The following is a 21,997-nucleotide window of genomic DNA, read 5'->3' on the forward strand; positions in this document are numbered from 1 at the left end:
ACGGATTACGAATGGTGGGTAATGAGTTGGGTGAGGAAACGCTCGGCTACGCGCAGCGCGGCGGCCAGGTCGGGTAGCTCCACGTTTTCTAACGGATTGTGGCTGATGCCTTTATAGCACCGCACGAAAAGCATCGTAGCCGGCGCAACTTTCGAGATAGGCACCGCGTCGTGGCCGGCTCCGCTGACGAGTGAGACTACTGGATAGCCGGCATCAGCAATGGCGCGGGCCAGATGACTGTTCAAGACAGCGTCGCAGGTAACGGGAGCAGTTTGTTGAATGAGGTTCCAGCTCAGTGTAATATCGCGGTGCCGGACAATAGCTTCCAGCTTTTCTCGCAGCGCCTGAGAGGCCCACGCTAGTTGCGCTTCATCGGCGCTGCGCAGATCCAGGCTGCACGCCACTTCGCCGGGTATCACGTTGCTGGCCGCGTGGCGAATATCGAGCTTGCCCACCGTGGCCACCAGCGTCTGTTGATGCGCTAAACCAAACTGTTCTACTGCCAGAATAGCCTCAGCGGCGCAGCAAAGCGCATCCTGGCGCATACTCATGGGCACCGTGCCCGCATGGCCGGCCATACCTTTAAATACTAGCTCCACCCGCTGCTGACCAGCAATGGCTGTTACGAGTGCCACCGGAATATTGCGCTCGTATAGCACTGGCCCTTGCTCAATGTGCACTTCGAAGTAACCGAGCCAATCGGCCGGCAAAATAGCGTCATGAGCCAGTTGTTGGGCATCGCAACCCATAGTTGCCAGGGCCGCCGCGAGGTTGGTGCCCGTAGCGTTTTGCTTTTGGAGCAGATCAGGCTCAAAAAAGCCCACCACCACCTTGCTGCCCAAGTAAGTGGTATGAAAACGGCAGCCTTCCTCGTCGCTGAACGCAATAAGCTCCACGTTGAAGGGCAGCGCGGCCTGCTGTTGCACGAGCTGCTCCAGCAAATCAAGGCCTATCAGCACGCCCAGCGGACCGTCGAATTTGCCGGCATTTATCACCGTATCAATATGCGAGGCGATGACGAAGGTTTTCGCGCCGGGGCGGGCGCTGAGCAACCGGCCGCGCACGTTTCCGATGTTGTCGAGGCGGGTAGCCAAACCTGCCGCTTCCATCCAGCTTTTTACCAAAGCGCTACCCTCGAGAAAGGCCGGTGTTCCGAAGGTGCGCGTCACGCAACTCGCGTCTTCGCTGATGGCCGCGAGGGCGTTGATACGCTCCAGAATTTTCTCCGCGCGGTTTACGTAGGCTTCCATGCAGCTAGCGCGTAATGATTTCACCCTGATGGAGGTGAGTAAAATTAGGACGATCGTACACAAGCTGCCCCTTCAGAAATGTCTGCTCAATAACGCCTTGCAGCTCCTGCCCGATGTAGGGCGACACGTTGTGCCGATGGTGCAGCATCTCGGCCGTTACGGTGAAGGTCTGCTCAGGTGCCAGAACCAGCAAGTCAGCATCGAAGCCTTTTGCAATCTGGCCTTTGCGACCTTGCTGCCCGATTAGCCTGGCGGGGTTGGTGCTCAGCCACCGAGCGAGGTCGGGCAAGCTGGCGCCGCGTTTTTGGGCAGCCGTCCAGAGCACGGGCAAGGCCAACTGCAAGGAGGCAATACCGCCCCAGGCCGTCGTGAAATCACCGCTTTCCAGTTGCTTCAAATCAGGCGGGGCAGGTGAGTGGTCGGTGGCTACAAAGTCGATAATGCCATCTTGTAAAGCCCCCCAGAGCTCTTCGTTGTTGGCCTGCTCCCGAATGGGTGGCGCGCATTTAAACTGCGTCTGGCCGTCTTTGATATCCTCGGCGCTGAAAAACAGATAGTGCTGCCCGGTTTCCACGGTCAGCGGCGAGCCTTTCGCTTTGGCCGCCGCAAGGGGTGCAATAGAGCTGGCCGACGACAGGTGCACGATGTGCGTAGGGCAATTATACTCCTCGCACAGCCGAATCATCAGGGCCACGGCTTCGTCTTCCCACTGTTTGGGGCGCGAGGCGAGGTAATTCTGGTACGAGCGTTTATCCCCGGCTTTCCACGCGTCGTTTTCGGTGGTTAGCTCGCAGTGCACCAGCAGCGGCAGGCCGTAGCGCGCCAGAATGGGCATCGCTTGCCGCAGGTCGTGCTCCGTAGCGTTGGGAAAATCATCGATGCCGGAATGGGTCAGGAATGCTTTAAAACCCAATACGCCGTGAGCAATCAGCCCTTCTATTTCGTTGGTATTGCCTGGCACAATGCCTCCCCAAAACCCGCAATTGGTATGCAGCTGACTTTTGGCAGCCGCTACTTTCAGCGCCAGGTTTGCTACCGAAGTCGTGACCGGAGAGGAGTTTAGCGGCATGTCGACTAACGTGGTCAGGCCGCCGGCCAGAGCAGCGCGGGTAGCGGTGTCGAAGCCCTCCCACTCCGTGCGGCCGGGCTCGTTGATGTGTACGTGCGGATCGATCAGGCCCGGCAGCAGCGCCTTTTCCTGTATGTCGTGAATCGGGCAGCCGAGGGCGGTATTCATCGGCACCACATCCACTATGCGGCCATTTTGCAGCAATACTACCGCCTCCCGCACGCCCTGCGGAGTCACTACGTTTTTACTTTTTATAGCTGCATCCAGCATACAAAGGGCAGAATGGGCGAAGGACAGGATTGGTCCTTCAATCTAGCAGGATAATTTTCTAGATTGGAAATCTTTCCATGCGCAACCAGCCAACGACGATGGGTATCAAACTAGGAATCAATGCCTACGGCAAAAACGCGATAAATCTATCCAAGATTATCCGCCACGCCGACCACCACGAGTTTCGCCAGATTTCGGTGAGTGTAGCGCTGGAAGGCGACTTCGAAACAGCCCACACGCTCGGCGACAACTCACGGATTCTCCCCACCGATACGCAGAAAAACACCGTGTATGCGTTGGCCAAAGAGCATTTCACGTCTACTATTGAAGATTTCGGCCTTCATTTGGCCAACTTCTTTTTCAGTCGAAATCCGCAGATAAGCAAAGTAAAAATCGAGTTGGTGGAGCACGGCTGGCAGCGCATGTCTTTTGATGGAACGGCGCACACGCACGCCTTCACCGGCGGCAGCACCGAAAAGCGCCGCGCCATCATCACCCAAACTGCCCAGGGCGCACAGGTTTCCGCCGGCCTTCAGGATTTGCTGCTACTGAAAACCACTGATTCAGCTTTCGAGAAATACATCAAAGACGAATACACCGTTCTGAAAGAAACTACCGACCGCATTCTGGCCACCAAGTGTGAAGCCACCTGGCCCTACACGCGCACCGATTTAGATTTCGAAGCCACCTATCAGAAAATCCGCACGACCCTGCTGCGCACTTTTGCCGGGCACAAAAGTCAGTCGGTGCAGCAAACACTTTACGCTATTGGGGAGCAAATTCTGCTGGAGAATGAGACGGTGAAGGGAATCAGCCTCATTATGCCCAATAAACACTATATTCCTTTCAACCTGGAGCAGTTTGGAATGGACAATAACAACGAGATTTTCATCGCCACCGACGAGCCATTCGGCTACATAACCGGCACGGTAGTTCGGGAGTAATTAGCTATAAAAAAGCCCCCCAGACCGTCATGCTGAGCTGGTCGAAGCATATCTACTGGTTAGTAATCAATGCCGTAGCAACGAAGCGGGAGAGATGCTTCGACCAGCTCAGCATGAGCACCTTTATACACTGCAACGTCAGCACGCGAGATGCTTCGCTGCCGCTGTGCATGACGGTCTGGGCAATATTGATTACTTCGCATTCTTCACCGAAATCAATTGTGCGGCGATGCTGATGGCTATTTCTTCGGGCGTTTGGCTATTGATGGGCAAACCAACCGGGGCGTGAAGCTGCTGCAATTGCTTTTGCGAAAAGCCCTCCGCCTGATAGTCGGTGAGCATCTTTTCAATCTTTTTCTGACTGCCTAACAAGCCTAAGAAGCGGAGCTTCTTGCCCAGCAGCGCCCGCACAGCAATATCGTCGGTGCGGTAGCCTACGGTCATGATGATGACGTACTGATTTTCGCCTTCGGAAATAAGCTCATTTAAGTCGGCGTAGCTGGCGACGATGGTTTTTTCGTGGACGTAATTGTTCGCTAAGAAGGTGTTGAGCTGCGGCCGGTCTTCGTAGAGCTGCACCCGAAAATCCAGCGACTGCACTAAGCGCGATAAGGCCAGGGCGCAGTGCCCGCCGCCGATTAGGTGCAGCTGATTCTTATGCCCGATTTTTTCCTGATAAAGCCACTCGGCTTCTGCCTCCTGCCGAAACAGATAATCCTGGATCGGCAACTTGCTGGCCTCGAAGAAAATGCCCCCCGGCGACAATATGAGCGTACAGGATTGCTCCTGCTGCAAAGCTAAGAGCAGCTGCTGTATGGCCGGCGCATCCGTTGGCCGCACGGGGTAGAACAACACGGTTTGCTCGCCGGAGCAAATCATGCCGCTCTGGTTCTGGGGAGCTTTTTTGTTGTGAATCTGGCGGTGCAGGGAGCTGCCGGGCGACGGCTGAGCGAGGCGCTCACGGGCCAGCTGCACCAGCTTGTGCTCCATGATACCGCCGCCGATGGAGCCCTGCATATCACCGTGCGCGTCCACGCTCATAGCAAAGCCCTGCCGGCCCGGACTACTGCCCTGGCTTTGCACCACATACAGCAACATGGCCGGAACGCCCCGGCCCAGACTCTCGCTAAGAAGCTGCCACGTGGCGAAGGTTCTGCTGCTCATGCACTTGTTGGGTACCTGTGGCCGCCTGCGGATACAACCCAAGCAACACTTTCTCCGGTGTCATCGGGGCATCAAAGGCGATAGGAGAAGTTGGGTTGAAGGCTTTGATAGCGTTGCGCAAAGCGAAATAAGTACCAATGCCGTACATAAATGGCGGCTCGCCCACGGCCTTGGAGCGGAAGATAGCAAGGTTGTCCTGCTCGGTTTGCAAAGGCTCAATGGCAATTTCCTTCGGTACCGAATAGATGTCGGGGATTTTGTAGGTGGAGAGCGTATTGGAGCGCAAGCGGCCGGCCGTGTCATACAGCAATTCTTCCAGCGTCATCCAACCTATGCCTTGTACAATGCCGCCCTCAATCTGCCCACGGTCTACGGCGGGGTTCATGCTGAGCCCAAAGTCGTGCACCACCCGCACCGCGTCTACCTGATAGGTGCCACGCAGACAATCCACGGTGACGGTGGTGATGGCCGTGCCGTAGACGTGATACGCGAAAGGGTGGCCCTTTTCGGTGGTTTTATCGAAGTACACATCCGGCGTGGCATAGTGGGAGTGCTCCGATAAGCTCACGCGCTTCAGAAAAGCGGCCGTCACCAGCTTTTTCCAGTCAAGGTCCGTTTCCTGGCCGTTGAGCAGCACCTGTTCATCCCTCAGCTCAATGGCCGCTTCGGACGCTTGCAGCACCTGGGCCGCTACCTCTTTGAGGCGCTGCACAATGGCCTGACAAGCCAGCTGCACGGCCTTGCCATTCAGGTCGGCGGTGGCGCTGGCGGCGGAAGGCGATGTGTTGGCAATACGGTTGGTGCTAGTGGTTTGCACTCGCACCTTGGCCGGACTGACAGAAAGGGTTTGGGCTGCTACTTGCAGCATTTTGGTGTTCACGCCCTGGCCCATTTCCACGGCGCCGGTGCTCACTCGCACGCTGCCGTCATAGTACACGTGCACCAGCGCCCGCGCCTGATTCATGGACGTGTTGGTGAACGAGATACCAAAGCAAACCGGCATCAGCGCCAGGCCTTTTTTGTAAAGAATATTGGCCGTGTTAAACGCTTCAACCTCCTGCCGCAGCTTTGCTACGTCGTACAATTCTTCCGCCTTATGCCAGCAGGCACGCGCCTCACTCACGGCTTTTTGCCCAAACGGAAACTCGTCGCCGGTCTGGTTCAGGTTCTTTTTTTGAATTACGCAGGCCTCTACGCCAAGCTTCTCGGCAGCCGTTGCAATGGCAGCTTCCATCACAAACTTGGCTTGCGGACCGCCGAAGCCCCGAAAGGCCGTGTTGGGGGGCAAATGTGTGCGGCAGCTAAATGCCGTGGCCCGCACATTGGGAATGAAATAAGTGCTGGTGGTGTGAAACAGCGTCCGCTCCATAATGGCCGGCGACAGGTCGGCGGCGGCCCCGGCATTCTGGTAGAAGTCTGCCTCGTAGGCAATGATTTTGAGGTCTTTATCCAGCCCAATTTTGAAGTCGGAGGAGTACGGGTGGCGCTTGCCAGTCATGGCCATATCTTCCAGCCGGTGCAGTACATATTTTACTGGCCGGCGCAGATGATGCGCCGCCAGCGCGCACAGGGCTACCCAGGCATTCGCTTGATCTTCTTTGCCCCCAAATCCGCCCCCCAGCCGAATCACATCTACCTCCAGCTGGTGCATGGGCACGCCCAGCACCCGCGCCGCCGTGCGCTGCCCAGCCGTGGGACTTTGGGTCGAAGAATAGATCTTCAGCTCGCCGTTTTCCTGCGGAATGGCATAGGCGCACTGCGTTTCGATATACAGATGCTCCTGCCCGTTGGTGTCTGTGGTGCCCTCAAATACATACTCGCACTGTTCCCAGGCCCGCGTGGTATCGCCCAGGCGGAAGGTGCGCGCGGGCACAATCAGCTGGTCTTGGGCGTGCGCCACGCGCGGGTCGGTAATTACAGGAAGCGGCTTTATATCAACTTTTATTTTCTTCACCGCTGCCCGCGCTGCTTCATCCGACGTCGCCACAACAAAGGCAATCGGCATTCCGCAGAAATCTACCTCGTGCTCCGCTAGCAATGGCTCATCGGGGATGATGCCGCCAATCTGGTTTTCGCCGGTGATATCCTGGTGGGTAAAAATGCGCACTATGCCGGGCTCCTGCGCGGCCTCTGAGAGGTAGAGTTGCTCGATATGCCCATGCGCAATAGGCGAACTAAACACGGCCCCAAATAGCGTTCCGGCCACCAACGGAATATCATCCAGGTAGACCGACTGCCCCTTCGTGTGGTTACCGGAATCTATATTTTTCATCGTGGTATTCTGGGTTTAAATAGTGTCATGCAGAGCGCAGCGCAGCATCTCGCGTGTTTAGCAGGATTACTAATCTAAATGCGTGAGCGAGATGCTGCGCTGCGCTCTGCATGACGTTCTAAATCATGAGCGTATAGAAGTTACTGTACCAACTCTGATGGATTCAGCTGCGGGAATAGCGCCAGGAAATGAGCTTTTATCAACTGGTTTAGGAGAAGCCGCTTGTACGTTTCGGTACCACGCGCGTCGCTGATGGGGGCTATTTCAGTCTGCGCTATTTCCAGCGCTTTCTGAATGAGTTCTTCTGACACCTCTTTGCCTGCTACAAACTCCGACGCCTTGCGTAGAAGCATGGGAATTGGCCCTACGCCGCCAGCCGAAACTGCGGCCGTCACGATAAAGCCGTCCTGAATTGTAAGGCAGCAGGCCGAGTTCACGCTGGCAATATCCAGGTGCGTCCGCTTGCTGACTTTCTCGAAGTTGAAGCGAGTAGCCGCGGCAGGCAATTCAAACCAGATGGCCGTAATATTCTCCTGGGGGGCTTTTTCCAGTAATTTATAGCCTTTATAAAACTGGCGCAAGGGTATTTCGCGCGCCGTGTGCCCGTCGCTGAGCACCAGCTGCGCGTTCAGGGCCAGAAACATAATCGTCAGGTCGCCAATGGGCGAAGCGTTGACGAAGTTGCCCGCCACGGTGGCCATATTGCGAATCGGCGTAGACGACACCAGCCGCAGAAATTGGCGAAAGTCAGGAAAATACTCCTGCATAACACCCGACTCAGCCAAGTCGCTCACGGTAGCTGCGCCGCCAATTACGCAGCGGTTTTCCTGCCGAACAATACCCTTCAAATCAGCTTGATTGAGGAGAAAGCGAGCAGCCAGTTCTTTCATCTGATCATGCTTCTGCACGTACAGATCGGTGCCACCACCTACAAACTGTAATGCCCCGCTCAGAACGTGCCCATTGGGTGCGCTATCTGCCGCCAGCGCCCGCAGCCGGCTTTTGATGGAGGTGAAATACTCGGGTAGAATCTGGTGCCGGGCCACGAATACCGCTGGCTCCTCCCCTTCGCTTGCTGCCAACAATTGTGCGACTTTGGCGGCCGCCCGCTCAATGGATTTGTAGCCTGTGCACCGGCAGATGTTGCCATCCACGGCGGCTATGGCGTTCTGGGTGGTTGGCTTTTGCCCGCTCAGGCAGAAGCCCGCCAGCGACACCACGAAGCCCGGCGTACAAAACCCGCATTGGGTCGCCGATTCGTCTACCATGGCCTGCTGAATCGGGTTTAGCTGCTCCATATTTATTCCCTCCACCGTCACCACGTGCTTGCCCTGCACGTTGCCCAGCGGTGTAAGGCAGGAAGTATAGGATCGGTAGCGCACCTGAGTATCCGCAAGCTCGCCTACCAGTACCGTGCACGCGCCGCAGTCGCCCTCCCGGCACCCGATTTTGGTGCCCGGTAGGTGCTGATGATAGCGCACAAAGTCCAGCAGCACCGTGCCCGCCGGCAAGTCCGTGGCTACTTCTTGATTGTTGAGAATAAACTTCAGCAAGGGAAAAGCATTTGAGGTGGTTGCGGAAGTTACTTGATTTGAGCGAGATAACAGTACGCTGCTGACCAGAGAAAACATGGCTCCAGCACAGAAGCTGGCCACTACAAACGGTGGCGCAACCGCCAACATGGCTGCCAACTTTCTGCTGATAGAGCCACAGGCTCGGTAGAAGCCGGCTCCATCAGTGGCCAGACTTTTCGTTCCGGCCTAAACGAATAGAAACCAAGCTATTCCGCGAAGAAGCGAACAGGGGTAGTCAGCCGGCAACGTTCCCGATAACGATTGCATAAAAAAAAAGCCCCCCAGTCAAATCAAAGGGGGTGAGAATATTTAACATTATACCACAATAACCTCCAAAAGGAGGTTTTCTGGCGCTTACACGACGCTAGATCTTGTTGCGTGAGCCATCAGCTGATCTAGTCAAAGGCTCAGGTAAAAGCGACATTCTGCAGAAGCTACTTATGGTTTCTGTCGCGCATTCACTCGGCGCTTTGCATACACCACCAACGTGGGCCTGAGGCCTGGTAACTCCTTCTCTTTCAATATTTCCACACTACATGAAGCAAAAACTACTCTTACCAGCAATCTTGCTTTGCGCGGGAATGCCGGCTTGGGCCCAACAATCCCGTTCGGTAACGGGACAGGTGCTGGACGCTGTCACCGGCGAAGGACTACCGGGCGTGACGGTACTGGTCAAAAACACTACTGTTGGCGCTTCAACTGACCCGGATGGGCGTTTTTTGCTGAGCGTGCCCGATGGCAGCGAAGCCAGCCTGACGGTGAGCTCAATCGGCTACTTAACGCAAACGATTACCCTAGGCTCGCAAACTGACCTCAAAATCAGACTTGCCCCCGATCGTAAGGCGCTTGATGAGGTAGTAGTAATTGGCTACGGACAGGTGAAGAAGAGCGACGTAACGGGCGCTATTGTTTCGGTGAAAGAGGCCGACCTGAAAAAAGTACCGGTGGCCAACGTCATGGAGTCGTTGCAGGGTCGGCTGCCGGGCGTGGATATCGTCAGCGCCGGAGGTCAAGCAGGTGCACCCGTGAATATCACGGTGCGTGGCAACCGCTCTATCAATGCCAGCAACGGGCCGCTGTTTGTGGTGGATGGCGTGCAGTACAACTCCATTCAGGACATCAACCCCAACGACATTGCCTCCATGGAGGTACTCAAGGATGCGGCCTCCACGGCCATCTACGGCGCCCGGGGGGCAAATGGCGTTATTATCGTGAGCACCAAGAAAGGTGCGGCGGGCAAAACGCGCGTCACGCTCAACTCCTACTACGGTATCACCGACCGGGTATATTATCCGGAGGTAAACAACGCGGCCGAGTTTGTGGCCCAGAAGCGGGAAGCCAACCGCACCAGCGGCCGGTGGGCTACCGTGGCCGACGACCCGAAGATCTTCACCGCTGCTGAGTTGGAAGCCATTGCCAACGGCACCTCTACCAACTGGGCCGATTTGCTGTTCCGCGATGGCGTGCAGCAAGAGCATCAGATTGGCTTATCGGGCGGCTCTGAGAAAACCAAGTTCTACCTGTCGGGCGATTATTATAACGAGCAGGGGCTGTTCCGTAAAGATGACCTCAACCGCTATTCTTTTCGGGCTAACCTTGATCAGGCACTGAATGATAAGGTAAGCATCGGCCTGCAAAATCAGCTGACTTATTACAACCAGAATACCCGGCGCGACCCAACCAACCAGGCGAATAAGATTAACCCCCTGGGTACGCCCTATGATGCGGATGGCAACATTGTTAACTATCCTAACAACCAAGCCTTTATCAACCCATTGGTAGATGAGCTGCCAGACAACTACACCAACAACACCCGCACTACCCGTACTTTCTCCACGGCCTACATCAGCTATCAGATTCTGCCGAGCCTGAACCTGCGCTCCAACCTTGGCCTGACGCTTTCCAACGGCCGCACGGGCATTTACCAGGGCCAGTACACCCTCGACCGCAACGGCCAAGTTTCGCAGTCGTCGTACGGAACGCAGTTTGACACGAACTGGAGCTGGGAGAACATCCTTAACTACAACAAGACCTTCGGCAACCACTCACTGACGGCCACCGGTGTTACCTCCCTGCTAACGTTCAATACCGAGAACTCCAACGCTCAGGGCCGCAACCAGCTGCTGGCGTATCAGGAGTTCTTTGCTTTGGCCAATGCGAATCAGCAGGTTGGTATCAATAGCGGCTACACCGACAGCAAGCTGATCTCGTTCACGGGCCGTGTGCAGTACGGCTTCAAAGGCAAATATTTGCTGACGCTGACGGGCCGCGAAGACTTGTCGTCGAAGCTGGCGCGGGGCAACAAGGGCTCGTTCTTTCCTTCGGCCGCCGTGGCTTGGCGCATCATCGACGAGGATTTCATGAAAGACCTGACGTCGGTAACGGATTTGAAGCTGCGCGCCAGCTACGGCCGGGCCGGCAACTACGACGTGCCTGCTTACTCTTCGCAGAGCCTGCTGTCGCGCATTCCGTATGCCTTTGGCGAAACCGCTGCCGCCGGCTACACCTTTGCTAACCGCATCGGCAACCCCGAGCTGGGCTGGGAAATTTCGCTGACCAAGAACGTCGGCCTCGATTTTGGCTTCCTCGATAACCGCGTGACGGGCTCCGTGGACGTGTACGACACCAAGACGAGCGACCTGCTGCTGAACCGCTTTCTTCCGCTTTCCTCGGGCGTGTCGTTTATCACCCAGAACATTGGCCAGACCCGCAACCGGGGCGTAGAAGTAGGTTTGAATGCGCGCGTTGTGGAGCGGGAAGATTTCACCTGGAACGTAGGCCTGACGTGGTTTAAGAACAAAGAAGAGATTCTGGAGTTGGGCACCGGCACCAACGACATCACCAACGGTTTGTTTATCGGCTCGCCGGTGCGGGTGTTCTACGACTATGAAAAAATAGGCATCTGGCAAACGGATGAAGCAGATGCGGCGAAAGCATTCGGCCAGAAGCCCGGACAGATCAAGGTGAAAGACCTGGATGGCGACGGGCGCATCACAGCGGCCAACGACCGGCGCGTGCTAGGCTCGGCTGTACCAAAGTGGAGCGGCAGCCTCAGCAGCGACCTGAGCTACAAGGGCTTCGACCTTTCATTCCAGGTATTTGCGCGCATCGGGCAGATGATCAACTATGAGTACGCGGAGGTTTTTGACCCCCAAGGCATTGAGAATAGCTCACGTCAGAACTACTGGACCCCTGAAAATCCCTCCAACGACTACCCGCGCCCCGACGCGGCCCTTTCGAAGAGCACTCTGCGAAATGGCCTTTTTGGCACGACGCTCGGCTACCGCGACGGCTCATTTGTGAAGCTACGCGGCGTGACGCTCGGCTATAATCTGCCAGCCTCCTGGCTGGAAAAAGTGGCTATCAGCTCGGCCCGCGTGTACGTGCAGGGTAAGAACCTGGTGACACTCAGTGAGATTGATAACTACGACCCTGAACGTGGTGGTGCAATCACTACTCCCATTCCGCGCGTGGTATCAGCGGGCATCAACCTAGGCTTCTAGGGGGCTTTTTTGTAGCCATTGCCTGTGTTTTCAACCAGTATTTGACGAAGAAGATGAAATTATCAAAGATAACTTTAGGCGTTGCGGCTTGCGCGCTGGCCTTTTTGACCTCGTGCGAAAAGCAATTGGAGGAATACAACCCCTCCGGCCTGACCGCCGATGCCGTGTATACCACGCCGGCTGGTTTTGAGAGCTTGGTAAATGCGGCGTATTCCTACACGCGCTGGTGGTATGGCAAGGAAGACGGCATCAGTATGTCGGAAATGGGTACTGACCTTTGGCTCCGCGGCGCTGGCGACGTGAACCCCGACCTGACGGAATACACCACGCTGCAATCTAGCTCGCGGGCAGTGGAAAGTCTCTGGGGCAAGCTTTACACAGCCGTCAACCTCTGCAATGCCGGTATTTCGCGGGTGGGAAATTCGGGGATGACGGACGCGCAGAAAACGGTTCGGGAGGGTGAGCTGCGCTTCCTGCGGGCCTTTTATTACTGGCACATTGTAGAAACCTGGGGCGGCGTGCACTTCACCACCACCGAAACGTCGGGGGTGCAAACCACTTCCAACCGCACGCCGGTTGATACCTTTTACAAGCAGATTGTCGAGGATCTGACTGTAGCCGTGGCTAACCTGCCGAACACGACTACCGATTATGGCCGCGTAACCAAGCCAGCCGCCGAAGCATTCCTGGCCAAAATCTATCTGACGCGGGGCGACAACCAACAGGCGGCCACGCTGGCGCAGAAGGTAATTTCGGGCTACAACTTCACCTTGCTACCTCGCTACGCCGACTTGTGGTCGATGACCAACCTGGAAAACCGCGAAATAGTATGGGCCGTGAACTACACCAAGGAACTGACCCTGAACGACCGCGTAGACAACACTCTCTATCCTGACGGACACTCGCGAGGCGGCAACAACGGGCACTTGATGTGGCTGATGAAGTACGACGACCAGCCCGGTATGGTCCGCGACGTGGCCAACGGCCGGCCCTTTAACCGCTTCATGCCGACCAAGTTTTTGCTGAACCTGTTCGACGAAACCAAGGACTCGCGCTATGCGGCTTCCTTCCGTACAGTGTGGCTGGCCAACACGGCCGTTGCCGGTCGCTTTGCCGTGGGCGACACCGCCATTCTGGCCACCAAAAAGGCAATTCCTGCCTCAGTACAAACGTCAAAAAAGTACGTGACCTACGACGTAAATACGATTTATAACGCCAACGGCACCGCCAAAAACCGTTTGCAGTACGTGTGCCTGCGTAAGTTTGAGGACCCCACTCGCCCTACTATTCAGGAGGAGCAGAGCGCCCGCGACGCCTACGTTATTCGGCTGGCCGATGTGTATCTGATGGCCGCTGAAGCGCAGTTTAAGCTGGGCAACACGGCACAGGCCACCACCCTCATCAACACCGTGCGGGAGCGGGCCGCATTGCCCGGCAAAGCCGCCGACATGCGCATTACTGCCTCTAACCTAAGCCTGGACTTTATTCTGGATGAGCGGGCCCGCGAGCTGGCCGGTGAGCAAGTCCGCTGGTTCGACCTCAAGCGCACAAACAAGCTGGTGGAGCGGGTAAAGGCCAACAACCCGGAGGCAGGTGCCAGCATTCAGGCCTACCATACGGTGCGCCCCATTCCACAGCGCCAGCTGGATGCTATTCTGAACAAAGAGGAATTCACGCAGAATCCGAGCTACCGGTAATCTTTTTGGCAGCCGCTCTGGCCGCTTTTATTCAGGAGCTTCTCACTAAAAAAAGCCCCCCAGCAGTCGTGCTGGGGGGCTTTTTTACTCTAAAAAGGAAGTCTTACTTGGCGTACGCCACCGCGCGCATCTCCCGAATCACCGTGATTTTAATCTGGCCGGGATACTGCATCTCCTTCTCGATCTTCTGGGAAATTTCGTAGCTCAGCTCCTGGGCCCGGTCGTCGGTTACGTTGTCTGCGTTCACCATGACGCGCAGCTCGCGGCCGGCCTGAATGGCGTAACACTGAAGTACACCATCGAAGCCCACGGCCGTTTCTTCCAGCTGCTTGAGGCGCTTGATGTAGCTTTCCATCATCTCGCGGCGGGCACCGGGACGGGAGCCGCTGATGGCGTCGCAGGCCTGCACCAGGGGCGAGACCATGGCCGTCATTTCAATCTCGTCGTGGTGGGCACCGATGGCGTTGATGACGTCGGGGTGCTCCTTATACTTCTTGGCCAGCTCCATGCCCAGGATGGCGTGGGGCAGCTCAGGCTCCTCGGTGCTTACTTTACCAATGTCGTGCAGAAGGCCGGCACGCTTTGCATGCTTCACGTTCAGGCCCAGCTCGGCGGCCATAGTGGCGCAGAGGTTGGCTACTTCGCGGGAGTGCTGGAGTAGGTTTTGGCCGTAAGATGACCGGAAACGCATGCGGCCCACCATCTTGATCAGCTCGGGGTGCAAGCCGTGAATACCGAGGTCGATGATAGTCCGCTCGCCGATTTCCACAATTTCCTCGTCGATGTTCTTGCGCGTTTTGGCTACAATTTCCTCGATGCGGGCGGGGTGAATACGACCGTCTTTTACCAGCAAGTGCAACGACAAGCGTGCTACTTCGCGGCGCACTGGGTCAAACCCGGAAATGATGATGGCTTCGGGCGTATCATCCACAATGATTTCCACGCCGGTAGCGGCTTCCAAGGCGCGAATGTTGCGGCCTTCCCGGCCAATGATTTTGCCTTTAACGTCGTCCGACTCAATGTTGAAAATCGACACGCAGTTCTCGATAGCGTGCTCAGCCGCTGTGCGCTGAATGGTTTCCAGCACTACTTTCTTGGCGTCTTTGGTAGCCGACAGCTTGGCCTGGGCCACCACGTCTTTGATATAAGAGGAAGCCTGAATCTGGGCTTCATTCTTCAACGATTCTACCAATTGCTCGCGAGCTTCGGCGGCCGACAGGTTGGCAATGGTTTCGAGCTGGTGCTGTACATCGTGGATGCGGGCGTCGAGGTCGTGCTCTTTCTGCTGGAGCTTGGCTTGCTGGGTTTCGATCGTTACACGGCGTTTTTCTTCCTGGCTGTCGAGGCGCTCGCGCTGCTGCTGGGCGTCGGTCTGAAGCTTTTCGCGGAGGGTTTCTAAGTCTTGCTCTTTGCGCTGGAGCTGCTCAAGCTGCTTCTGGGTGGTTTCGGTGAGGCGCTTGATGCTCTGCTCCTGCTCAAGTACGGTGGCGCGGCGCTCTGTCAGCTCCTGCTCTAAAGACTGCTTCTGGCGCTTGCTTTCCTGCTCAAACTCATTCTTGAGCTGGCGAAACTTATCCTTAGACTGCTGAATGCGCTCATCGCGGGTGCGGTTGGCTTGCGCCTCTGCTTCCTGAAGAAGCTGCTGAGCGCGGGCCTGCGCCTGGGCTTCGTGGTCCTGCCTGGCCTTGCCGGCCAGCAGGCGTCCTAGCACAACGCCGGCCACAAGGGCAACGACGGCAGCCAGAACAATATAGATTATGTAGTTGGGCATGAGTTATGGTTTTTAGGGGGTACTAATAAACCACAACAAAAAAATCTGCCCAACAGTCTCCAAGTAGCGGAGCATTTGCTCCGCCCGGTCGGTCATAAAACTGCGCCGATGCTCAGCCGAGCACCAGCGACGAAAGCAGCTTATCTAAGCGCGTAAGACGCTCAGTAAGAGCTGCATCAGTGCCATCCTTTTCTTTGCTGACTTTCAAGCCGTCAGCCATGGTGGATAGGGCAATCATGGCTAGCAAGTCTTGCTTGTCTTGAATGCCGTACTGTTCGCGAAATTCCTTGATCCGTTCGTTGAGCTGACGCCCAGCCAGGCGCAGACGCTCCTCTTCCAAGGGGCTAACGCGCATGGGGTAGTCCCGTTCAGCAATACGAATTTTAATGGCTAAGTCACTCATCAGCAAATGGCTGGACGTTCGATGGTCATTACTCCCTCAAATAGGCAAGGCACTTATCAATCTCGCGGATATATTCGTTTAGGCGCAGTTTAAGCTCGTTGGCGTTGGCAGGTTCTTCTGCTATGGTATGGACAAGTTTAGCGATATTCTCCTGATTCTGGAAATCCTTGAGCTGCCGTTCCCGGTCGCGTACGTCGGCGTGGAGCTGCTGGATAGTCGTTTGAGCATCGGCCAGCTCCTCGCGCAACTGCTGATAGGCAGCCACTAAGGTGGTTACCTGCCGCTCCAGGCGGTCTAGTTGAGCAAGCTGCTGAGAGGAGGCCATGCGAGAGAATTATTTTAATAAATAAGCGCCACAGTAGATTTGCTCTCTGCTTCGCTCAGGCAATTTGGCAGGATTTCACCTGTTCCCCAAACTTTGGGCTACCCGTGCGAGCTCAAACATACTGTGGCGTTTTGACTAGCGACGGATTACAGCACCCGCCTGCTTTTCGAACTGCTGAATCAAACGCTGCATTACGCCGTCGATGGCTTGGTCAGTAAGCGTTTGGGTCGGGTCCTGCAAGTTGAAGCTGACGGAGTACGACTTCTTGCCTTCCGGCAGCTTGTCGCCCTCGTATACGTCGAACACGTTCACGCCGTGCAGCAGCTTGCGCTCGGCCCGCTGGGCAATCTGGCGCAGCTGATCGAAGGTCACGGCCTTGTCAACTACCAGCGACAGGTCGCGGCGCACCTCGGGAAACTTGGGCAGCTCGCGGGCCACGAGGGCGTTCTTGTATTTCTTCACCAGCCAATCCCAATCCAGCTCGGCGTACCACACGGGCTGATTCACGTCGAGGCGCTTCAGCACCCCGGCAGAAATGCCCCCCAGGTGCGCCACTGGCTGGTTTTGGGCCAGCAACGTGAGGCCGCCCGCCAGGTACGGGTGCTGCACGGGTTGGGAAGTGGGCGCGGCGTGGCCCAGGGCCGTCAGGACTTGCTGCACAGCACCGGCCAGGTGGTGGAAGGTGGCCTTTTCGGCTTTGTGCTGCCAGGTTTCGGCGGTGGCATTGCCGGTGAGCAGAATTATGAGGCTGTTTCTCTCCTCGTACTGGCCGTCGGCTTTGCGGAAGTAGGTTTTGCCGAACTCATACAGCTTCAGGTCGCGCTGACGGCGGTTGAGGTTGTAGCGCACTACTTCCAGGGCGCTGTGAAGCACCGTAGGGCGCAGCACGTTCAGGTCGGCGCTGTTGTAGTTCAGCACGCGCACCAGCGCCTCGTTGGTTTCGCCTTCGGCCTCGAAGTAGCGGGCGTTGGTAATAGAGTTAGTAATGATTTCCGAGAAACCCTGGCCGCTGAGCAGGCGGGCCGTATTCTGGCGCAGAATCTCCGGGTCAGGATTCGGGAATTTGGCCAGGAAGGAAGCCGAGTTGTGCGGACGCAAGGCCACGTTGTTGTAGCCGTGTATGCGCAGTATCTCCTCGATTACATCGGCTTCGCGGGTCACATCCACTTTGAAGGATGGCACGATCAGCCACCAGTCGTCGCCGTTTTCGGCCTGAATGGTAATTTCTAAGTCAGTCAGGATATGACGGATTCGGTCGGTGGCGATGTGCTGACCTACGAGGCGCTCCACTCGCGAGAGGCGCAGGCGCACGGTGGTAGGCAGCACATGCTTCGGATATTCATCCACAACAGGCGCGGAAATACGTGCACCAGCTACTTCCTGAAGCAGCAGGGCGGCCCGCTGCAAGGCCACAAGCACCATATTCGGATCGGTGCCGCGCTCGAAGCGGAAGGAGGCGTCGGTTTTCAGCTGGTGGGTTTGGCTGGTGCGGCGCACTACGGCGGGCGCGAAGTAGGCGCTTTCCAGAAACACGCGCTGGGTGGCGGCGCTCACGCCGGAAGTTTGCCCCCCAAACACGCCAGCCAAAGCCAGCGGCTCCCCGCCCCCGCCGGCAATCACCAGATCTTCGACGCGCAGGGTGCGCTCGGTGCCGTCCAGAGTCGTGAACTTCTCGCCTTCAGCGGCGCGCTTCACCCGAATTTGCCCCCCAGAAATCTGGTCGGCGTCGAAGGCGTGCAGGGGCTGGCCTAGCTCGTGCAGCACGAAGTTGGTCACGTCCACTACGTTATTAATCGGCGACAAGTCAATGCTGCGCAGGCGCCGCTGCAGCCACTCCGGCGACGGGCCGACCTGCACATTTTCGAGCAACAAGCCAGCGTAGCGCGGACATGCATCTTCATCCTCAATCCGCACTTGCACATTCTGCGCGGCGGTTGTGGGGGGCAAAAATGCGCTTACATCGGGCAAGTGGCAGGGCTGGCGAAGGAGGGCACGCAGCTCGCGGGCCACGCCGTAATGAGAGGCAGCGTCGGCGCGGTTGGGCGTCAGGCCGATTTCCAGCACAGCATCGGAGCCTAAGCCAAAATACTCAGCGGCGGGAGTACCGTTAGGAAGATCGGTGTCGAGCACGATGATGCCGGCGTGGGAAGTGCCGATACCGATTTCGTCCTCAGCGCAAATCATGCCCTCGGAGGCCGCGCCGCGAATCTTGGATTTCTTGATTTTGAATGGCTCGCCCTGGGCCGGGTGCAGGGTGGCGCCTTCCAACGCTACCACTACTTTCTGGCCGGCAGCCACATTCGAAGCTCCGCACACGATTTGGCGCGGGGTGGCGTCGCCCACGGCTACGGTGGTCAGGCTCAGCTTATCGGCGTCGGGGTGCTTTTCGCAGGTTAATACTTCACCGATTACCACGCCACGCAGGCCGCCGGGAATGCTTTCGAGCTCTTCCACACCTTCCACTTCCAGGCCTGAGCCGGTGAGCAGGGCAGACAGCTCGGTGGCCGATTTATCGGTGGGAATGAGGGTGCGGAGCCAGTCGAGGGAGATTTTCATATAGAATACAGGTAGTCAGCGTCAAAAACAGCGGGGCGGGCAAAGGTATGAATTTGCAAAACGGCCTAAAATGTAAAACGGAGTGGTACTCCGCTCTGCCGCAAAGCGGCAAGCTGGCGGTAGCACGGCATGGCGCGGTGCCGACGGCTTTGCGCTAGCGCGCAAGAACGGAGTGCCACTCCGTTCTACTAGCATTAATCCTTGTGAAACGTCTTCTCCCCGGCCTTGATGTATACCGACAGGATATTCTCGGCGGGCGGCACGGGGCAGGCAAACGATACATTATAGGCGCAGAAGGGATTGTAGGCCGTGTTGAAATCTAGCACAATCTCATCGTCGCCCTCGGCTACGGGCTCGGCGTCGAGGTAGCGGCCGCCGCCGTAGGTGTCGAAGCCGTTGGTTTTGTCGGTGAAGGGAATGAAGAGCGTGGTATCAGGGCCGTTGGCTTTGCGGAACACGGTGAGGCGCTGGGCTTCTTTTTGCCACTCAAAGGAGGCGCGGCCCCAGCGTATATACTTTTCAGCCTTGCCATCGGTGAGGCGCATGGCGATGGTGTCGCGCACGGAAAAGGGCTCAAACTGGGCCGTGAGGCGGTAGGTTTTGTTGGGTGCGAAGTAGTTCAGGCTGTCGAACTGCTGGCGCTGCTCAGCGGAGAGTGGCGAGCCCTGCACGCGGCGAAACTCATCGTCTTTGGCGTGGCGGGCCTTCTCAATGCGGGCCACGTACTGCTCGTCGTTCAGCACGAGGTCCTGGAGGAAATAGCCGAGCACGAGGAGCAGGCCGAGAAAGATAAAAAGCTTGGGATTGAGGCGCATGGTAGCGGCAAAGATACCGGGGCGCGGCGGCTCTTGCTAGGTTTGCAGCAGAAAAGCCCCCCAGAGCCGCTGGGGAGCTTTTTATATTAATCGCACGTGTAGAGGCACATACTTGTGTCTCCTCATTGCTGATGTTGTTTTATATAGCAAAATTGTGTGGTACCGCTCGTTCAATCGGGAGACACAAATATGTGTCTCTACAGTAATCTACTTACAGCACGCCTTCGTCGGCGAAGCTGTAGTAGCCGTGGTCGGTGTAGATGAGGTGGTCGAGGATGGGGAGATCCAGGAACTGGCCGGCTTCTTTGAGCTTGCGGGTGAGGGCAATATCGGCGGCGCTGGGCTTCTGGTTGCCGCTGGGGTGGTTGTGCACCAGGATAATGGAGCTGGCCAGCTGCTCCAGAGCGTGCTTGAAAATCATCTTCGGGTCGGCGACGGTGCCGGCCACTCCCCCACTGCTGATGGGTTGCTTGCGCATGACCACGTTGGCGCGATTGAGCAGAATGACCCAGAATTCTTCGTGTGGCAAATCCTGGAGGTTGGGCCGGATGAGCTGGTAAATATCGCGCGAGCAGGTGATGGTGGTGCGGGCCGCGGCGGCCGTTTCCTTGCGGCGCCGACCTAACTCTAAGGCCGCCACGATGGTTATAGCCTTAGCTTCCCCGATACCTTTGTGGCGCATCAGCTCCTTCACCGACAATTTGGCCAACTCATTCAAATCGTTTTCTACTGCGTTCAGAATCAGCTTGGCTACGTCTACAGCGGAGAGCTTGGCAGTGCCCGAGCCGAGCAGAATTCCCATCAACTCCGCGTCGGAGAGAGCTGAGCGGCCTTTTTGCAGAAGCTTTTCGCGGGGGCGGTCTTCCTCGGCCCAGCTTTTAATACCGAAAGAAGTGGGGGCTACGTAACGCACGGGGGCAGCGGCCTCTTCCGCCAGGTTGTCAACTGATTTCATACTGCACTATTGTTGCTGAGGGCTGGCACATAAGGTAAAATTTGTATTCAGCCGTCTATCCTATTCTTACCCGGTAGCTCCAATAACTAAACCAAAGCCGCCGGAATCCATCTTTTCCACCTGCATGTCACGAATTCTGAGTTTCCCCTTCATCCTATTGCTCATTTTAGCCGAATGGTACGGCTACCAAGCTATAAAAACCCTAATTCCGGCCAGCTCCATCAGCGGACGCCGAATCGCCGGAGCTATTTATTGGATCGTCACGGCGCTGTCCTGGGGCTTGGCTATCTGGGCCATTACCACCCGCCACAGCGGCCCCGCGCCCTACAAAACCTATGTTTCCAGCTTCCTGCTGGGCTTGTTACTAGCCAAAATAGTGGTAATGCTGTTTTTGCTACCCGAAGACCTGATTCGGGTGGGACGCTGGGCGGTGCGGCAGTTTACGCAGCGCGACACGGCCGCTACGGGCACGCCCATTACACGAAGTCAGTTTTTGAGTGGCTTGGCGCTGGTGGTGGCCGGCATTCCATTTGTGGCCTTTATCTGGGGCATGTTTCGGGGCGCCACCGACTATCAGGTGAAGCGCGTAACGCTGCGCTTTCCCAACCTGCCGGCGTCATTTGATGGCTTTAAAGTGCTTCAGATTTCGGATCTGCACACGGGCAGTTTTCAGTCGAGCGAGCCACTGGAACGAGCCGTCCGCATGATTAATAAGCAGGGCGCCGACCTCATTTTTATGACCGGCGACTTAGTAAATAACGTGGCTACCGAGGTAGAAAATCACATTGATACGCTGGCCCAGATTCAGTCCAAGCTGCCTAAGTTCTCCGTTTTCGGCAACCACGACTACGGTGACTACGTGGAGTGGCCCAGCCCCGAAGCCAAGCGCGAAAACCTGGCCCGCCTGGCCCAGAACCACGCCAAAATCGGGTGGCGCCTGCTTATGGATGAAAGCCACATGATAGAGCGCGACGGCGACAAAATAGCCGTGCTCGGCGTGCAGAACTGGGGGGCCCAAATGCGCTTTCCTAAGTACGGCGACCTGCCTAAAGCCCACGCCGCCAGCGGCGACGCGCCGTTCAAAATCCTGCTTTCCCACGACCCTTCGCACTGGGAAGGCGAGGTGCTCAACTACCCCGACATTGACCTGACGCTCTCGGGCCACACCCACGGCATGCAGTTTGGCGTAAACCTGCCCTTCTTCAAGTGGAGCCCCGTGCAGTACGTGTATAAGCAGTGGTCTGGACTGTATAACAAGGGCCAGCAGTACCTGTATGTGAATACGGGCCTGGGCTTCATCGGCTATCCGGGCCGGGTGGGCTTCCTGCCCGAAATAACCGTGTTTGAGCTGCGCCGGGCTTAAGCAGCCATATTACTTATATATAAAAAAGCCCCCCAACGCCAGCGTTGGGGGGCTTTTTTATATATA

General features: G+C 56.8%; 15 protein-coding genes. 4 read left to right on the forward strand and 11 right to left on the reverse strand.

Translation table 11 applies throughout. The features are described from left to right. Positions 1-5: 5 nt before the first annotated feature. Positions 6-1,250 carry an allantoate amidohydrolase gene (locus tag IEW06_RS13655; protein WP_187733015.1) on the reverse strand — a complete coding sequence of 415 codons (1,245 nt, stop codon included), beginning with the start codon at positions 1,248-1,250 and terminating at the stop codon, positions 6-8. A gap of 4 nt (positions 1,251-1,254) precedes the next feature. Then, the gene (gene allB / locus IEW06_RS13660) at positions 1,255-2,589 is read right to left on the reverse strand and encodes an allantoinase AllB (protein ID WP_188548423.1); all 1,335 of its coding nucleotides are present in this window, start codon (positions 2,587-2,589) and stop codon (positions 1,255-1,257) included. A gap of 77 nt (positions 2,590-2,666) precedes the next feature. Here allB and pucL point away from each other — a divergent pair, with 77 nt between their 5' ends. Further along, the gene (gene pucL, locus IEW06_RS13665) at positions 2,667-3,533 is read left to right on the forward strand and encodes a factor-independent urate hydroxylase (protein WP_223284703.1); all 867 of its coding nucleotides are present in this window, start codon (positions 2,667-2,669) and stop codon (positions 3,531-3,533) included. A 192-nt stretch (positions 3,534-3,725) separates the two neighbouring features. Here the strand turns inward: pucL and IEW06_RS13670 are convergent, their stop codons facing one another. The 3 genes from IEW06_RS13670 to IEW06_RS13680 all read right to left on the reverse strand — a co-directional run bounded on the left by IEW06_RS13670 (position 3,726) and on the right by IEW06_RS13680 (position 8,522). Beyond that, positions 3,726-4,697, reverse strand: coding sequence for an XdhC family protein (locus IEW06_RS13670; RefSeq protein ID WP_187733016.1), 972 nt, complete (start codon positions 4,695-4,697; stop codon positions 3,726-3,728). Continuing rightward, positions 4,660-6,969 carry a xanthine dehydrogenase molybdopterin binding subunit gene (locus IEW06_RS13675; protein WP_188548424.1) on the reverse strand — a complete coding sequence of 770 codons (2,310 nt, stop codon included), beginning with the start codon at positions 6,967-6,969 and terminating at the stop codon, positions 4,660-4,662. Before IEW06_RS13675 ends, IEW06_RS13670 begins: the two co-directional genes overlap by 38 nt. Before the next feature lie 140 nt (positions 6,970-7,109). Next, on the reverse strand, positions 7,110-8,522 hold the full coding sequence (locus IEW06_RS13680) for an FAD binding domain-containing protein (RefSeq protein WP_187733017.1): 1,413 nt from the start codon (positions 8,520-8,522) through the stop codon (positions 7,110-7,112). A 557-nt stretch (positions 8,523-9,079) separates the two neighbouring features. On the opposite strand from IEW06_RS13680, the gene IEW06_RS13685 reads away from it, so the two are divergent. Both IEW06_RS13685 and IEW06_RS13690 read left to right on the forward strand, forming a co-directional pair. Then, positions 9,080-12,046: a SusC/RagA family TonB-linked outer membrane protein gene (locus IEW06_RS13685; RefSeq protein ID WP_187733018.1), complete on the forward strand. Its 2,967-nt coding sequence runs from the start codon at positions 9,080-9,082 to the stop codon at positions 12,044-12,046. A 53-nt stretch (positions 12,047-12,099) separates the two neighbouring features. Next, the gene (locus IEW06_RS13690; protein ID WP_187733019.1) at positions 12,100-13,743 is read left to right on the forward strand and encodes a RagB/SusD family nutrient uptake outer membrane protein; all 1,644 of its coding nucleotides are present in this window, start codon (positions 12,100-12,102) and stop codon (positions 13,741-13,743) included. A 103-nt stretch (positions 13,744-13,846) separates the two neighbouring features. On the opposite strand, the gene rny is transcribed toward IEW06_RS13690, so the two are convergent. The 6 genes from rny to radC form a co-directional block, all read right to left on the reverse strand. Beyond that, positions 13,847-15,514, reverse strand: a complete 1,668-nt coding sequence (gene rny / locus IEW06_RS13695; RefSeq protein ID WP_187733020.1) for a ribonuclease Y — start codon at positions 15,512-15,514, stop codon at positions 13,847-13,849. A 112-nt stretch (positions 15,515-15,626) separates the two neighbouring features. Next, positions 15,627-15,917 (reverse strand): cell division protein ZapA, encoded by a 291-nt coding sequence (locus IEW06_RS13700; RefSeq protein WP_187733021.1) that lies wholly within the window; start codon positions 15,915-15,917, stop codon positions 15,627-15,629. 28 nt (positions 15,918-15,945) lie between these two features. Continuing rightward, positions 15,946-16,242, reverse strand: a complete 297-nt coding sequence (locus IEW06_RS13705; protein WP_133273963.1) for a hypothetical protein — start codon at positions 16,240-16,242, stop codon at positions 15,946-15,948. 135 nt (positions 16,243-16,377) lie between these two features. Beyond that, the gene (gene pheT / locus IEW06_RS13710; protein ID WP_188548425.1) at positions 16,378-18,798 is read right to left on the reverse strand and encodes a phenylalanine--tRNA ligase subunit beta; all 2,421 of its coding nucleotides are present in this window, start codon (positions 18,796-18,798) and stop codon (positions 16,378-16,380) included. A gap of 194 nt (positions 18,799-18,992) precedes the next feature. Continuing rightward, positions 18,993-19,613 carry a DUF1684 domain-containing protein gene (locus IEW06_RS13715; RefSeq protein WP_187733022.1) on the reverse strand — a complete coding sequence of 207 codons (621 nt, stop codon included), beginning with the start codon at positions 19,611-19,613 and terminating at the stop codon, positions 18,993-18,995. A gap of 211 nt (positions 19,614-19,824) precedes the next feature. Then, on the reverse strand, positions 19,825-20,568 hold the full coding sequence (gene radC, locus IEW06_RS13720; protein ID WP_133273966.1) for a RadC family protein: 744 nt from the start codon (positions 20,566-20,568) through the stop codon (positions 19,825-19,827). Between the two features lie 124 nt (positions 20,569-20,692). Here radC and IEW06_RS13725 point away from each other — a divergent pair, with 124 nt between their 5' ends. Continuing rightward, the gene (locus IEW06_RS13725) at positions 20,693-21,931 is read left to right on the forward strand and encodes a metallophosphoesterase (protein ID WP_187733023.1); all 1,239 of its coding nucleotides are present in this window, start codon (positions 20,693-20,695) and stop codon (positions 21,929-21,931) included. The last annotated feature ends 66 nt before the right edge of the window (positions 21,932-21,997 follow it).

The sequence above is a fragment of the Hymenobacter qilianensis genome, from assembly GCF_014638675.1.
GTDB classification, from domain to species: Bacteria; Bacteroidota; Bacteroidia; order Cytophagales; family Hymenobacteraceae; genus Hymenobacter; species Hymenobacter qilianensis.